Annotated in this window: 13 protein-coding genes and 1 pseudogene; 11 read left to right on the forward strand and 3 right to left on the reverse strand. The window is 69.0% G+C overall.

Annotation, left to right across the window (positions count from 1 at the left end):
• The first annotated feature begins 171 nt into the window (after positions 1 to 171).
• The 8 genes from BFN01_RS04855 (at position 172) to BFN01_RS04890 (ending at position 8,498) form a co-directional block, all read left to right on the forward strand.
• The gene (locus tag BFN01_RS04855) at positions 172 to 1,095 is read left to right on the forward strand and encodes a carbohydrate ABC transporter permease (RefSeq protein WP_083428651.1); all 924 of its coding nucleotides are present in this window, start codon (positions 172 to 174) and stop codon (positions 1,093 to 1,095) included.
• On the forward strand, positions 1,095 to 2,483 hold the full coding sequence (locus BFN01_RS04860; RefSeq protein WP_071642172.1) for a sulfatase: 1,389 nt from the start codon (positions 1,095 to 1,097) through the stop codon (positions 2,481 to 2,483). The genes BFN01_RS04855 and BFN01_RS04860 overlap by 1 nt, the downstream gene beginning before the upstream one ends.
• 107 nt (positions 2,484 to 2,590) lie before the next feature.
• Positions 2,591 to 2,947, forward strand: a complete 357-nt coding sequence (locus BFN01_RS04865; protein WP_071642173.1) for a VOC family protein — start codon at positions 2,591 to 2,593, stop codon at positions 2,945 to 2,947.
• Between the two features lie 118 nt (positions 2,948 to 3,065).
• On the forward strand, positions 3,066 to 4,031 hold the full coding sequence (locus tag BFN01_RS04870) for a DMT family transporter (protein ID WP_071642174.1): 966 nt from the start codon (positions 3,066 to 3,068) through the stop codon (positions 4,029 to 4,031).
• A 93-nt stretch (positions 4,032 to 4,124) separates the two neighbouring features.
• Positions 4,125 to 4,784 (forward strand): GntR family transcriptional regulator, encoded by a 660-nt coding sequence (locus tag BFN01_RS04875; RefSeq protein ID WP_071642175.1) that lies wholly within the window; start codon positions 4,125 to 4,127, stop codon positions 4,782 to 4,784.
• Complete coding sequence (locus BFN01_RS04880) at positions 4,781 to 6,307, forward strand: MmgE/PrpD family protein (RefSeq protein ID WP_071642176.1); 1,527 nt, start codon at positions 4,781 to 4,783, stop codon at positions 6,305 to 6,307. The genes BFN01_RS04875 and BFN01_RS04880 overlap by 4 nt, the downstream gene beginning before the upstream one ends.
• 92 nt (positions 6,308 to 6,399) lie before the next feature.
• The gene (gene prpB / locus BFN01_RS04885) at positions 6,400 to 7,311 is read left to right on the forward strand and encodes a methylisocitrate lyase (protein WP_071642177.1); all 912 of its coding nucleotides are present in this window, start codon (positions 6,400 to 6,402) and stop codon (positions 7,309 to 7,311) included.
• A complete protein-coding gene (locus tag BFN01_RS04890) occupies positions 7,308 to 8,498 on the forward strand; it encodes a bifunctional 2-methylcitrate synthase/citrate synthase (RefSeq protein WP_071642178.1) in 1,191 nt (396 codons plus the stop codon). Before prpB ends, BFN01_RS04890 begins: the two co-directional genes overlap by 4 nt.
• A gap of 40 nt (positions 8,499 to 8,538) precedes the next feature.
• Here the strand turns inward: BFN01_RS04890 and BFN01_RS04895 are convergent.
• From BFN01_RS04895 to BFN01_RS04900, 3 genes and pseudogenes are all read right to left on the reverse strand, one after another.
• Positions 8,539 to 9,276, reverse strand: a 738-nt coding sequence (locus BFN01_RS04895; RefSeq protein ID WP_256221028.1) for an NAD(P)-dependent oxidoreductase, incomplete at its 5' end; no start/stop codon positions are given.
• Between the two features lie 2 nt (positions 9,277 to 9,278).
• A pseudogene (locus tag BFN01_RS15750) lies at positions 9,279 to 9,380 on the reverse strand (NAD(P)-dependent oxidoreductase); the annotation flags it as partial.
• Between the two features lie 78 nt (positions 9,381 to 9,458).
• Positions 9,459 to 10,277, reverse strand: a complete 819-nt coding sequence (locus tag BFN01_RS04900; protein WP_071642179.1) for an aldo/keto reductase — start codon at positions 10,275 to 10,277, stop codon at positions 9,459 to 9,461.
• Positions 10,278 to 10,467: 190 nt separating this feature from the next.
• Between BFN01_RS04900 and BFN01_RS04905 the strand changes: the two genes are divergently transcribed.
• The 3 genes from BFN01_RS04905 to BFN01_RS04915 all read left to right on the forward strand — a co-directional run.
• Positions 10,468 to 11,478, forward strand: coding sequence for a LacI family DNA-binding transcriptional regulator (locus BFN01_RS04905; protein ID WP_071642180.1), 1,011 nt, complete (start codon positions 10,468 to 10,470; stop codon positions 11,476 to 11,478).
• Positions 11,479 to 11,608: 130 nt separating this feature from the next.
• Positions 11,609 to 12,928 carry a sugar ABC transporter substrate-binding protein gene (locus BFN01_RS04910; RefSeq protein WP_071642182.1) on the forward strand — a complete coding sequence of 440 codons (1,320 nt, stop codon included), beginning with the start codon at positions 11,609 to 11,611 and terminating at the stop codon, positions 12,926 to 12,928.
• Positions 12,929 to 12,995: 67 nt separating this feature from the next.
• Positions 12,996 to 13,354, forward strand: a 359-nt coding sequence (locus BFN01_RS04915) for a carbohydrate ABC transporter permease (protein ID WP_371260987.1), incomplete at its 3' end; no start/stop codon positions are given.

Genomic DNA, 13,354 nt, shown 5'->3' on the forward strand with positions numbered 1-13,354 from the left:
GACCTGGACCACGGCGGTGTACACCTACGTCACCGCCTTCTCCGGCGAATCCGTGCCCGCGTACGGCGCGGCATCCGCCTCGGCCGTGCTGTCGCTCGCCCTCGTGTCGGTGCTCGTGCTGCTGCTGCGTCGCGTGATGAAGCGCGAAGCGATCGAATTCTAGGAGACATCGTGACTGCGACACTCACCGAAGACACCACCCGCACCATCGTGGTGCCCCCCGAGCACCGACGCCCCCGCCGCCGGAGCGGAGCCGCGATCGGCAACGACCGCAGCGTGATCCGCGCGATCGGCATCGTGCTGCTGTGGGCCTTCGTCGTGCTGAACGTGGCGTGGATGGTGTGGATGGTCATCCAGGCCTTCCGGGACACCCGCTCGATCCTCGCCGATCCCTGGGGACTGCCCACCTCGCTCGACCCGGTGAACTTCGTCACCGCGTGGACGGTCGGGGACTTCGCGACGGCGACGATGAACAGCGTCGTGACCACACTCGTCTCGTCGTTCCTGACCGTGGCGCTCGCCGCACCCGCGGCGTACTACCTGAGTCGTGTCGAGAACCGGCTCACGAACTCGCTGACGATGTACTTCGTGCTCGGGCTCGGCATCCCCGCCCAGGTGATCGTCATCCCGCTGTTCGTCATGCTGAACGAGGTGTACCTCACCGACAGCCTGATCGGGCTCAACCTCGTGTACATCGGTGTCTCGATGCCGTTCACCGTGTTCCTGCTCACCGCCTTCTTCCGCTCGCTGCCGCTGGAGATGGAGGAGGCCGCGGCGCTGGACGGCACGACCGCCTTCGGCACCTTCTGGCGCATCACGCTGCCGCTGGCGAAGGGAGGCATCCTCACCGCCTTCGTGCTGCAGGTCATCTCGCACTGGAACGAGACCCTCCTCGCTCTGACGCTGCTGCAGTCCACCGAGAAGTACACCCTGCCCGTCGCGCTGATCTCCTTCATCCAGCAGCAGACGTACTCGGGTGCGGACTGGGGCGGCCTGTTCGCCGGACTCTGCATCGTCGTGCTGCCGATGCTGGCCATCTACCTGTGGCTGGGCCGCCGCCTCACGGAGGGACTGACCCTCGGCATGGGCAAGTGATGACGGCCGAGGGGCGCCCGAACCTGCTCGTGGTGATGGCCGACCAGCTCGGCGCGCACGTCATCGACCGCGATGAGGGATGGGTCGACACTCCGCACCTCGACCGGCTGCGCCGATCGGGGGCGGAGTTCACCCGCACCGCGGTGACCTTCCCGCTGTGCGTGCCGTCACGTGCCTCGCTTCTCACGGGGCGGATGCCGCACGAGCTCGGCGTCGGCGGCAACCGACACGGGGCGGCGGACGCGGAGCCGGGGGCTCGGCCCGACAGCATGGGGCACCTGCTCACCGCGGCCGGCTACGCCTGCGCCTACGCCGGGAAGTGGCACGCGATCTCGCCCAGCGCACCGCCGGATGCCGGATTCGAGGTGCTGCATCCGTTCGGCGATCGCGGTCTCGCCGACGCGGCCGTCGCGTGGCTGCGGGGACGGACGGATGCCGCGCGACCCTTCCTGCTGTTCGCCTCGTTCGACGATCCGCACAGCGTGTGCGAGTACGCGCGTCGCCAGCCGATGCCCTACGGCGATGTCGATCCAGGCGCGGGGCGCGACGCACCGCCGCTGCCGGCGAACTTCGAGCCCGCCCCGTTCGAGCCCGAGGCGGTGCGCTTCGAGAAGCACGCCGCCCAGCAGACCTACGGCACCGCCGAGTACACACCCGAGGAGTGGCGACTGTACCGCGCGGCCTACCGGCGGCTCGTCGAACGGGCGGATGCGCAGCTGGGGCGGATCCTGGATGCGCTCGACGACGCGGGCCTCACCGACACGACGCTGGTCGTCTTCACGAGCGATCACGGCGACGGCGACGCCGCGCACCGGTGGAATCAGAAGACGGCGCTGTTCGAGGAGTGCGTGCGCGTGCCGCTGATCGTGTCAGGGCCGGGCGTGGTGGCCGGACCGCGAACCAGCCCGGTATCGGCGGGACTGGACGTGCTGCCCACGTTGCTCGAGGCCGCCGGTGTGCCTGTGCCCGCCGCGCTGCATGGGCGAGCGCTGCCGTTCGCCGACCCCGCAGACGCCGGCGCGGCCGACGTCGATCCGATCGACGGCAGCGGGCATCCGCCTTCCGGGCGCATTGTCGGCGTCGAGACCCGGTTCGAGCGCGCAGACCCGCCACTCACCCGCGGCCGCGCGGTCTACCGCGGCCGGTACAAGTACACGGTGTACAGCTGGGGCCGTCATCGCGAGCAGCTGCACGACGTGGTCGCCGACCCGGGGGAACGCCGCAATCTCGCCGTCGAATCGACCTTCGACGCGGTGCGCGAGCAGATGCGGGCGAGCCTGCTGCAGTGGTGCATCGACACCGACGACCAGGAGTTCCTCAAGCTGGTTCCGCTGCCTGCCGCGGCCGAACCGGGCACGCAGGAGCGGATCTTCGCCGTCCCCTATTGAGCCGCAGCATCCCGAGAGGCGCTTGGTGCGCCTGACTCGGGCAAGCCCTTGAACCGACGGCCACTCGGGCGCACAATGGCCCCGTCGACGGATGAGAGGACGAGGCAATGGCGCACGGAGACATCACGCACATCGACATCCCGGTGACCGACATGCGACGCGCGAGCGACTTCTACGGAACCCTGTTCGGCTGGAGCATCGCCGAGATGCCCGGTTTCGAGGGCTACCCGATGTGGCAGGCCCCGAACGGGATCTCCGGCGGCGGGCTGGCGCCGCGCTCGGAGGGCTTCACGCAACCCCGCTCGTACGTCGAGGTCGACTCGATCGACGACACGATCGCCGCGGCGACGCAGGCGGGTGCGACGGTGGCGCTGGACAAGAGCCCGATCACCGACACCAGCTCCTGGGCCGTGATCGTCGACCCCGACGGCAACCACATCGGCCTCTACGAGGGCACGACCTGACCCCTCCGCTACTGCTTCCGGTATGAGTTCGTGCCGCTCCAGCGCGATTGATGCGGCACGAACTCATACCCGAGCGAGAGGCGGCGCGCGGGTCGAGGCGGCGGTAGCCTCGGGGGTCATGGGAACAGCGACGCACCACACATCGCGCACCGGCGCGGGGCTCGCCGTCGCGCTCGGGGCGGCGCTGTCGTTCGGCATGTCGGGGGCGTGGGCGCGCGGCCTGATCGACGCGGGATGGACGCCGGGCGCGGCCGTCACCGCCCGCATCTGGGTGGCCGCCCTGGTGCTGCTGGTGCCCGCCGTGCTGGCGCTGCGCGGGCGGTGGGGTCTGCTGCGCCGCAACGCCGGCATGATCGTCGCGTACGGCCTGCTCGCCGTCACCGCCACGCAGCTGTGCTACTTCCAGGCCGTCGCGGTGATGGACGTCGGCATCGCCCTGCTGATCGAGTACACCGCACCGGTCGCGGTGGTGCTCTGGCTGTGGCTGCGCCGCGGAGAGCAGCCCACACGGCGCAGCATCCTGGGCGCGGTCGTCGCCTTCCTCGGCCTGGTGCTGATGCTCGATGTGCTCACCGGGGCGCGGGTGGATGTCGGCGGCATCTTCTGGGCGCTCGCCGCGATGGTCGGGGCGGCGACGTATTTCGTGCTCTCCGCACGCGAAGACACCGGGCTGCCGCCGATCGTGCTCGCCGCCGCCGGTCTGCTGCTCGGCGGCGTCGGGCTGACGCTCGCCGGCATCGTGGGCGTGCTGCCCATGGCGTGGAGCTTCGCCGACGTCGGGTACCGATTCGGTACCCTGCCGTGGTTCGTCCCCGTGCTCGCGATCGGGGTGCTCGCCACCGCCCTCGCGTATGTGCTGGGCATCGCCTCGACGCGCATGCTGGGCTCGCGCCTGGCCTCGTTCATCGCGCTCGCCGAGGTGGTCGCGGCGCTGCTGTTCGGATGGCTGCTGCTGGGCCAGCTGCCCGCTCCGGTGCAGCTCGTCGGCGGGGTGCTGGTGCTGGCCGGCGTGGTGATCGTCAAGCTCGGCGAGCCCGCCGCCGCGGCTGAGGTCGTGGAGCCGCTTCCCGAATCGGCGCGCTGAGGACAGCACGCCAAGGGTGCTGTTTGTATACGCACGCGGCATCCGCGGCGCCAGAAGCTGGCATCCGGTCGTCGTTGTGTATACGCTGGCGTCATGAGCACTGTCGTCGATCGCCTCCGCGCGAGCGACCGCGCCTACGCCACGCTGCTCGAGGAGATCCAGTCGGGTGCCCTCGCCGCCGGCACCGTGCTCGCCGAGGTCGAGCAGGCCGCGCGACTCGGTGTCAGTCGTACGCCGATGCGCGAGGCGCTTCGCCGCCTCGCCGCCGACGGTCTGGTCGTGCAGCAGTCGCCGCGCGTCACCGTGGTCGCGGGCCTGGACGCCGACGACATCCGCTCCCTGTTCGAGATCCGCCGGGCCCTCGAGGAGACCTCCGCCCGCCTCGCCGCGCAGCGGGGGGATGCCCAGGTCTTCGGCGCCCTGGCGGACGAGTTCAGCCGCGTCGATCTCGCCGAGGTCGAGGGTCGGGATGCCTATTACGCCCTCATCGCGCGTCTCGACGCCAGGCTCGACGCGGCCGTCGCCAACGACTATCTCAGCTCCGCTCTGCGCACCGTCCGCACGCACCTCGTGCGGGTGCGGCGCATGGCCCGCGACAAGCCCGACCGGCTCGCCGCCTCGGCGCGCGAGCATCTGCTGATCGCCCGCGCCCTGGCATCCCGCGACGCCGACCTCGCCGCGCACGCGACCCACATCCACCTCCACAACGCTCTCGAGAGCATCCTGCAGTCCCTCAGGGAAGGAACCCCATGACCGTCAACCACCACGTCCGCGTCTACCGCTCCGAAGAGGAGCTGCCCCGCGACGAGCAGCTTGCGTGGAAGATCGCCCAGGTCGCCGTCGACCCCGTCGAGGTCGAGCCAGAGGTCGTCGACATGATCATCAACCGCGTGATCGACAATGCGGCCGTCGCCGCGGCATCCCTCACCCGCGCCCCGATCAACGCGGCGCGCGCGCAGGCGTTCAGCCACCCGGTCTCGACCGGCGGCAAGGGCGCCACCGTCTTCGGATGCCCGCTCGACCAGCGCACCAGCCCCGAGTGGGCGGCGTGGGCGAACGGCGTCGCCGTGCGCGAGCTCGACTACCACGACACCTTCCTCGCAGCCGAGTATTCGCACCCCGGCGACAACATCCCGCCGATCGTCGCCGTCGCGCAGCACGTCGGATCCGACGGGCACGCCCTGGTGCGTGCGCTCGCCACCGGCTACGAGATCCAGGTCGACCTGGTGAAGGCGATCTCGCTGCACAAGCACAAGATCGACCACGTCGCGCACCTCGGGCCGTCGGCCGCCGCCGGCATCGGCACGCTGCTCGGGCTCGACGCCGAGACGATCTACCAGGCCATCGGCCAGGCGCTGCACACCACCACCGCCACCCGCCAGAGCCGCAAGGGCGAGATCTCGACCTGGAAGGCGCACGCGCCGGCCTTCGCCGGGAAGATGGCCGTCGAGGCGGTCGACCGGGCGATGCGCGGTCAGACGTCTCCGTCTCCCATCTACGAAGGCGAGGACGGGGTGATCGCCTGGATGCTCGACGGCAAGGACGCCTCGTACGACGTGCCGCTGCCCGCGCCCGGTGAGCCCAAGCGCGCGATCCTCGACACGTACACCAAGGAGCACTCGGCTGAGTACCAGGCCCAGGCGATCATCGACCTCGCCCGCCGCCTCGGCACCGACAACCCCGCGCTGCGCGACCCCGCCAACATCGCGTCGATCGTGCTCCACACCAGCCACCACACCCACAACGTGATCGGCTCGGGTGCGGGCGACCCGCAGAAGTACGACCCCACCGCATCGCGCGAGACGCTCGATCACTCCGTGCCGTACATCTTCGCCGTCGCCCTGCAGGACGGCACCTGGCATCACGTCGACTCGTATGCCCCCGAGCGCGCGCAACGCCCCGACACCGTTGAGCTGTGGCACAAGATCACCACGGTCGAGGATCCCGAGTGGACCCGCCGCTACCACTCCACCGACATCACCGAGAAGGCGTTCGGCGGTCGCGTCGAGATCACCCTGACCGACGGAAGCACCGTCGTCGACGAGATCGCCGTCGCCGACGCGCACCCGCTCGGTGCTCGTCCGTTCGCCCGGGAGAACTACATCCGCAAGTTCCGCGTCCTCGCGCAGCCCGTGCTCGACGCGGCCGAGATCGAGCGGTTCCTCGAGCTCGTGCAGCGCCTTCCCGAGCTCACCGCAGACGAGGTGCAGGAGCTCTCGATCGTCGCGAAGAAGGGCGTCCTGGCATCCGCCGACGCCCCGAAGGGGCTGTTCTGACCGTTCTGACCCGCTTTCGAATCGCTCAACTGGCCGGCGTTCAGCTGGTTCGGGTGCCAGTTGAGCGATTCGAAAGCTGAAGGAGGATCCTGATGCTGTACGCCACCACCCCCGCGCACGAGAAGCGCCGCGCGTTCCGGGAGCGGCTCGCCGGCGGTGAGCTGCTGCGCTTCCCCGGCGCGTTCAATCCGCTCAGCGCCCGCCTCATCGAGCAGAAGGGCTTCGAGGGCGTCTACATCTCCGGCGCGGTGCTGTCGGCCGATCTCGGGCTGCCCGACATCGGTCTGACGACGCTCACCGAGGTCGCCGGTCGCGGGCAGCAGATCGCGCGCATGACCGAGCTGCCCGCCATCATCGACGCCGATACCGGATTCGGCGAGCCGATGAACGTCGCCCGCACGATCCAGACCCTCGAAGACGCCGGCCTCGCCGGCGCTCACATCGAAGACCAGATCAACCCGAAGCGCTGCGGTCACCTCGACGGCAAGGCGGTGGTCGACGCGGATACGGCGATCAAACGCATCCGGTCCGCGGTCGACGCGCGTCGTGACGAGAACTTCCTCATCATGGCGCGCACCGATATCGCCGCCGTCGACGGGCTGCAGGCGGCGAAGGACCGCGCCAAGGCACTGGTGGATGCCGGTGCCGACGCGATCTTCCCCGAGGCGATGCGGTCGCTGGACGAGTTCGCCGCGATCCGGGATGCCGTCGACGTGCCGATCCTGGCGAACATGACCGAGTTCGGCAAGTCCGACCTGTTCTCGGTGGCGCAGCTGCAGGACGTGGGCGTGAACATCGTGATCTGGCCGGTGTCGCTGCTGCGCATCGCCATGGGCGCCGCGGGCCGCGCGCTCGACACGCTGAACGACGAGGGGCACCTGACCTCGAAGCTGGGCGAGATGCAGCACCGCGCCGATCTCTATGATCTGATCGACTACGAGTCGTACAACCACTTCGACTCGGGAGTCTTCAACTTCACCATCGAGCGAGGAGTGACCGAATGAGCGAATCCGAGATCAGGAAGGGCCTCGCGGGCGTGGTCGCCGATGTGACGGCGATCAGCAAGGTCAACCCCGAGACCAACAGCCTGCTCTATCGCGGGTACCCCGTGCAGGAGCTCGCGGCGACGCAGCCGTTCGAGGCCGTCGCGTACCTGCTGTGGCACGGTGAGCTGCCGACCGCAGCGCAGCTGGCCGAGTTCCGCGCCACCGAGCGCAGGCACCGCGCTCTGACCCCCGAGGTGAAGGCCGCTGTCGACGCGCTGCCGCTCGACTCGCACCCGATGGACGAGGTGCGCACGGCCATCAGCGTGATCGGCGCGTTCGAGACCGCGGGCACCGGCAGCGTGCTCGACGCGGTCGGCACGCCCGAGCAGAACCTGCAGCGCAGCCTGCAGCTGTTCGCGGTGCTGCCGGCCGTCGTCTCGTACGGTCAGCGCCGACGCCGCGGGCAGGAGCTGATCGAGTCGCGCGACGACCTCGACTACGCCGCGAACTTCCTGTGGCTGACCTTCGGCGAAGAGCCGCATGAGTCGGTCGTCGACGCGTTCAACCGCTCGATGATCCTGTACGCCGAGCACTCGTTCAACGCCTCCACGTTCACCGCCCGGGTGATCACCTCGACGCTCAGCGACCTGTACTCGGCGGTCGTGGGCGCGATCGGCGCGCTCAAGGGACCGCTGCACGGCGGTGCCAACGAGGCCGTCATGCACATCTTCGACGAGATCGGCTCGGCCGACCGTGTCGAGGAATGGCTCGACGCCGCGCTCGCCGAGAAGCGCAAGATCATGGGCTTCGGGCACCGGGTCTACAAGCGCGGCGACTCGCGCGTGCCCACGATGAAGGCCGCGCTCGACACCCTCGTCGAGCACTACGACAGGCCCGACGTCGCCGAGCTGTACGAGAAGCTCGAGACCGAGTTCGTCGAGCGCAAGGGCATCTACCCGAACCTCGACTACCCCTCCGGTCCGGCGTACAACCTGATCGGGTACGACACGCTGACGTTCACGCCACTGTTCATCGCCGCGCGGATCGTGGGCTGGACCGCCCACATTCTCGAGCAGCAGGCCTCGAACGCCCTGATCCGCCCGCTGTCGGCGTACAACGGCGTCGACGAGCGGCACATCGAGCAGTACGAGCCCGACACCGCCGCGATCGAGGTGCAGGAGCGTCCGGAGGAAGCCGCCGGCTGACGGCATCCGTCCTGCCGTTTCTCACGCGTGAGCGCCGGTCTCAGACGTGGTCACGCCAGGAGTGCTCAGGCTCGAAGCCGAGCACGTGCCTGGCGTGGTCGATCGAGAGCAGCGTCTCGTTCGGCGCCACGTCGCGGGTCACCGGCACATCGGGGAAGACCTCGGCGATCAGCTCGGCGTTGGGCCGCGACATGACGGTGTCGGCAGCGGCGATGATGAAGCGGTCGAACCCGGGCTTCGCCACCTGCAGTGCGCGCTCGACAGCCTGGGCGCCGTCGCGCGCGTCGATGTAGCCCCACAGGTTCCACTTGCGCGTCATGGCGTCGTCGTCGAAGGAGGGGAACTCGGCGTAGTCCTCGGGCACCATCACGTTCGAGAACCGCAGCGCCGTGACCGACAGGTCGGGATGCCACCGCACCAGCTCGCGCGCCAGCTGCTCTTCCAGGGTCTTCACCAGGGAGTACACCGATTCCGGGCGCGCGGGATACTCCTCGTCGACGGGGATGTACGGCGGCGGCACGTCGAACGGCAACCCCAGCACCGTCTCGCTGGAGGCGTACACGATGCGCCGGATGCCCAGTCGCACGGCTGCCCAGAAGACGTTGAACGTCGCCGGCATGTTGTTGTGGAAGGTGGCCACGTCGCTGCGGACGCCCGGCGCGGGAATCGCGCCGAGGTGCACGACCGCGTCGATGCCGTCATGGCGGTCGCCCACCGCGGTGAGCGCGTCCACGACCTGACCGTAGTCGGTGAGGTCGACCTGCACGAAGTCGTCGGCNNGCCGACGACGTCCATTCCGATGACGTCCCAGCCGTTCGCGCGCAGTTCGCGAGCGACGACGGTGCCGAGTTTGCCGGATGCTCCGGTGAGGGCGATGCGCATGGTCGCTGTCCTTCGTCGGGTTCTGTCCTGCAACGCTATACGCGCGAAACCGAGCGGTCTCGCGCGGCGCGCCTCAGCCTATTGCCGGTCGCGCGGGTGGGTGCCGGTGCGCTCGCCGCTCTCCATGCCGGCGATGACCGCCATGTCGTCGTCGTCGAGCGCGACGTCGTCGAGGTCGAGGTTCTGACGCAGGCGCTCGGGATGCGTCGACTTGACGACGGCGGCTCCGCCGAGCTGCAGATGCCAGCGCAGCACCACCTGCGCGACCGTGACGGAGTGCTTCGCCGCGACGGCGAGAAGGGTCGGGTCATCGAGCAGGCGGCCGCGGCCGAGCGGGCTCCACGCCTGCGTCACGATGCCGAGCCGGGCGTGCAGGGCACGCAGCTCGTGCTGGGGCAGCCACGGGTGCGACTCGACCTGGTTCAGCGCGGGTGCGACGCCGGTCTCGTCGACGAGGCGGTGCAGATCGTCCGGTTCGAAGTTGGCGACGCCGATCGTGCGCACGCGTCCCTCCTGCTGCAGCTCGATGAGCCCGCGCCACACGTCGACGAAGGCGCCTCGCGATGAGCGCGGCCAGTGGATCATGTAGAGATCGAGCGGACCCACGCCCAGCTCGCGTTCGGAATCCGCGAAGTCGGCGATGGCCTGCTCGCGGCTCTGCACCGGATCGCCCCAGAATTTCGAGGCCACCATCAGGTCATCGCGTCGCCCCGACGATCGGATCGCCTCGCCGAGCTCGCGCTCGTTGCCGTAGAACCGCGCTCCGTCGACCAGCCGGTAGCCCGCGTCGATGCCGGCGAGGGTGACCTCGGCGGTCTGCTCGATCGGCACCTTGTACAGCCCGAACCCGAGGGCGGGAAGCCGACTGCCGTCGTTGAGGGCGAGCGTTCCTGGCATGCCCACATCCTCACACGGCGGCGACGCCCGGGGCGTCGATGTCCCGGGGGCGACGCGCGGCGGGTCGGCCGAGCGCGACGGCCGGGTGACGCGTGCGGTGCACCGCGGCCGTGCACCGATGCTGTGCAACGTTGTAACCTGGGGCTGAGCGGCATCACCCCGATGCCCGGCGACACGCGGGAGGATGCCGATGGCTGTCACGCTGCACGACGTGGCGAGGCTGGCGGGGGTCTCGATCAAGACCGTGTCGAACGTCATCAACGACTACGAGCACATCCGCCCGGCGACGCGCGCGAAGGTGGAGAAGGCGATCGGCGAGCTCGGGTACACGCCCAATCTCACCGCACGGAACCTGCGGTCGGGGCGCACGGGCGCGATCGCTCTCGCCCTGCCCGACCTGAGCCTGGCGTACTTCGCCGAGCTGGCCGCGCAGGTCATCCACGAGGCCGAAGCCGCCGGCGTCGTCGTTCTCGTCGAGCAGACCGGCGCGGATCGCGAGCGCGAGCTCGACCTGCTGCGCAGCTCGCGACTCAAGCTCACCGACGGGCTGATCTTCAGCCCGCTCGGCATGGGGCCCGATGACGTGGCGGCTCTGGACGTGCCCTATCCGCTCGTGCTGCTCGGCGAGCGCATCTTCGACGGCCCGACCGACCACGTGACCATGCGCAACGTCGACGCGGCGCGCGCGGCCACCGAGCACCTGATCGCACAGGGGCGACGCCGCATCGCCGTCGTCGGCGCCCACGAGGGCGAGATCGTCGGATCCGCGGCGCTGCGCCTGCAGGGGTACCGCGAGGCGCTGGACGCGGCCGGCATCGAGTACGACGACTCCATCGTCGGGTACACGACGCTGTGGCATCGGGCGAACGGCGCCGATTCGATGCGCGACATCCTCGCCAGGGGAGCGGAGTTCGATGCCGTCTTCGGGTTGAACGACACCCTCGCGCTGGGCGCCATGCGGGTACTGCAGGAGGCGGGTCTGCGGGTGCCGCACGACGTGTCGGTGATCGGCTTCGACGGTCTCGACGAGGCGGCGTACTCGATCCCGTCGCTCACGACGGTCGATCCCGGCCGCGGCTGGATCGCGAAGACGGCCGTTTCGACGCTGCTGGCCCGCATCGGCGGCAAGGCGGATGCTGCGCCGCAGACCCTCTTCGCCGACTACCGCATCCTCGAACGCGAGTCGTCCGCTTCCAGTTGACAGCGGCGGCCGGTGGGGTCACAATGTTTCTACAACGTTTACTACAACGTTGTAAATTCTGTGAGGATCGCTGGGCGGCATGGCGCTGGGCGATGACATCGAAGTCAGCTCTGAGAGGAAGACCCGCACAATGAAGTCACGGATCCTGGCCATCGCCGGCGTGATCACGCTCGCCGGAATCACCGCAACCGGCTGCTCCGCATCCGGAGCGGCGAGCGACGACGGCACGCTCACCTTCATGTTCCGAGGCAGCGACGCCGAGAAGGCCGCCTACACCAAGGCGATCGAGGAGTTCGAGAAGGCCAACGACGTCGACGTGAAGATCATCATGACCACGGCCGACGAGTACAGCACCAAGCTCAAGGCGGCCATCGCCGGCAAGAAGGTCCCCGACGTCTTCTACGTCGACCCTGGCAGCGTGCAGGCGTACGTGCGCTCCGGGATCCTCAAGGACATCACTGCGGCCGTCGAGAAGGAGGTCGACCTCGACAACGTGTGGGCGTACGGGGTCGACAGCTACCGCTTCGACGGCGCGCTCATGGGCAAGGGCGACATCTACGCCATGCCGAAGGACGTCGGCCCGTTCTCGTTCGGCTACAACAAGACGATGTTCGAAGAGGCCGGCATCCCGCTGCCCGACGTCGATCAGCCCTACACCTGGGCGGAGTTCGTCGATGTCGCCAAGAAGCTGACGAAGGACAACGACGGCGACGGCAAGCTCGACCAGTGGGGCACCGGGCTGAACGTGCAGTGGAACCTGCAGTCGTTCGTGTGGTCGAACGGCGGGGACTGGCTCAACGACGACCGCACCCGGGTGACTGTCGACAGCCCCGAGTTCGTCGAGGCGCTGCAGTTCTTCGCCGACATGAGCACGAAGGACGCCGTCACCCCCTCGAGCTCCGACTCGCAGACGCTCGACACCTACCAGCGCTGGATGCAGGGCGAGATCGGCTTCTTCCCGGTCGGGCCGTGGGATGTGCCCACGTACCAGAAGCTCGACTTCGAGTGGGACCTCATCCCGTACCCGGTCGGCAAGACCGGTGAGACGGCCACCTGGACCGGAACCCTCGGCATCGCCGTCAGCGAGAGCACGAAGAACGCCGACCTCGCCACGAAGCTCGCGATCTACCTCTCGACGAACGAGACCGCGCAGCAGTCGCTCGTCGACGACGGCGTGCAGATCCCGAACCTCATCGACATGGCAGACACGTGGGTCGCCGACTCCACCACGCCGCCGGCGAACAAGCAGGAGTTCCTCGACATCGTGCAGGACTACGGCCGCGCACTGCCCGCCAACACCACCTACAGCGCCGAGTGGTACGACGAGCTGTGGAAGAACATCCAGCCCGTGCTCGACGGCAAGCAGAGCGCGAAGGACTACCTCGATGAGGTGCAGCCGCGCATGCAGGAGCTGCTCGACAAGGCCAACGCCGACGCCGGCATCGGCTGATCGTCCGCCGGGGGCGCACGCGCGCCCCCGGCACCCGCATCCGGTACCCGAAAGGAGGTGAGCCGTGATGGGCTCTCCGACCACCATCCGACGTTCCCGACTCCACCGCCGAGAGCACCTCGCCGCAGCCGCCTTCATCGCGGCTCCGGTCATCGGCTTCCTCATCTTCATCGGCTATCCCATGCTGTACGCGGTGTACGCCTCGTTCACCAAGTGGAACGGCCTGAGCGAGCCGACGTTCAACGGTCTCGACAACTACGTCGAGATGATCGGCGACCCGTACTTCTGGAAGGCGATGGGCAACACCGTCTTCATGATGATCGGCATCCCCGTCGGCCTGATCATCTCGCTCCTGCTGGCCCTCGCGCTGAACCGGCGCATGCGCGGCACGACGTTCTTCCGCACGGTCTACTACGTGCCGGTCAT

It is taken from the genome of Microbacterium sp. AR7-10, from assembly GCF_001878835.1.
In the GTDB taxonomy this organism is placed as follows: Bacteria; Actinomycetota; Actinomycetes; order Actinomycetales; family Microbacteriaceae; genus Microbacterium; species Microbacterium commune.

Bases quoted from the DNA above. Each gene is read 5' to 3' on its own strand.
- BFN01_RS04860 (WP_071642172.1), top strand. From the start codon at position 1,095: ATGACGGCCGAGGGGCGCCCGAACCTGCTCGTGGTGATGGCCGACCAG.
- BFN01_RS04865 (WP_071642173.1), top strand. From the start codon at position 2,591: ATGGCGCACGGAGACATCACGCACATCGACATCCCGGTGACCGACATG.
- BFN01_RS04870 (WP_071642174.1), top strand. From the start codon at position 3,066: ATGGGAACAGCGACGCACCACACATCGCGCACCGGCGCGGGGCTCGCC.
- BFN01_RS04875 (WP_071642175.1), top strand. From the start codon at position 4,125: ATGAGCACTGTCGTCGATCGCCTCCGCGCGAGCGACCGCGCCTACGCC.
- BFN01_RS04880 (WP_071642176.1), top strand. From the start codon at position 4,781: ATGACCGTCAACCACCACGTCCGCGTCTACCGCTCCGAAGAGGAGCTG.
- prpB (WP_071642177.1), top strand. From the start codon at position 6,400: ATGCTGTACGCCACCACCCCCGCGCACGAGAAGCGCCGCGCGTTCCGG.
- BFN01_RS04890 (WP_071642178.1), top strand. From the start codon at position 7,308: ATGAGCGAATCCGAGATCAGGAAGGGCCTCGCGGGCGTGGTCGCCGAT.
- BFN01_RS04900 (WP_071642179.1), bottom strand. From the start codon at position 10,277: ATGCCAGGAACGCTCGCCCTCAACGACGGCAGTCGGCTTCCCGCCCTC.
- BFN01_RS04905 (WP_071642180.1), top strand. From the start codon at position 10,468: ATGGCTGTCACGCTGCACGACGTGGCGAGGCTGGCGGGGGTCTCGATC.
- BFN01_RS04910 (WP_071642182.1), top strand. From the start codon at position 11,609: ATGAAGTCACGGATCCTGGCCATCGCCGGCGTGATCACGCTCGCCGGA.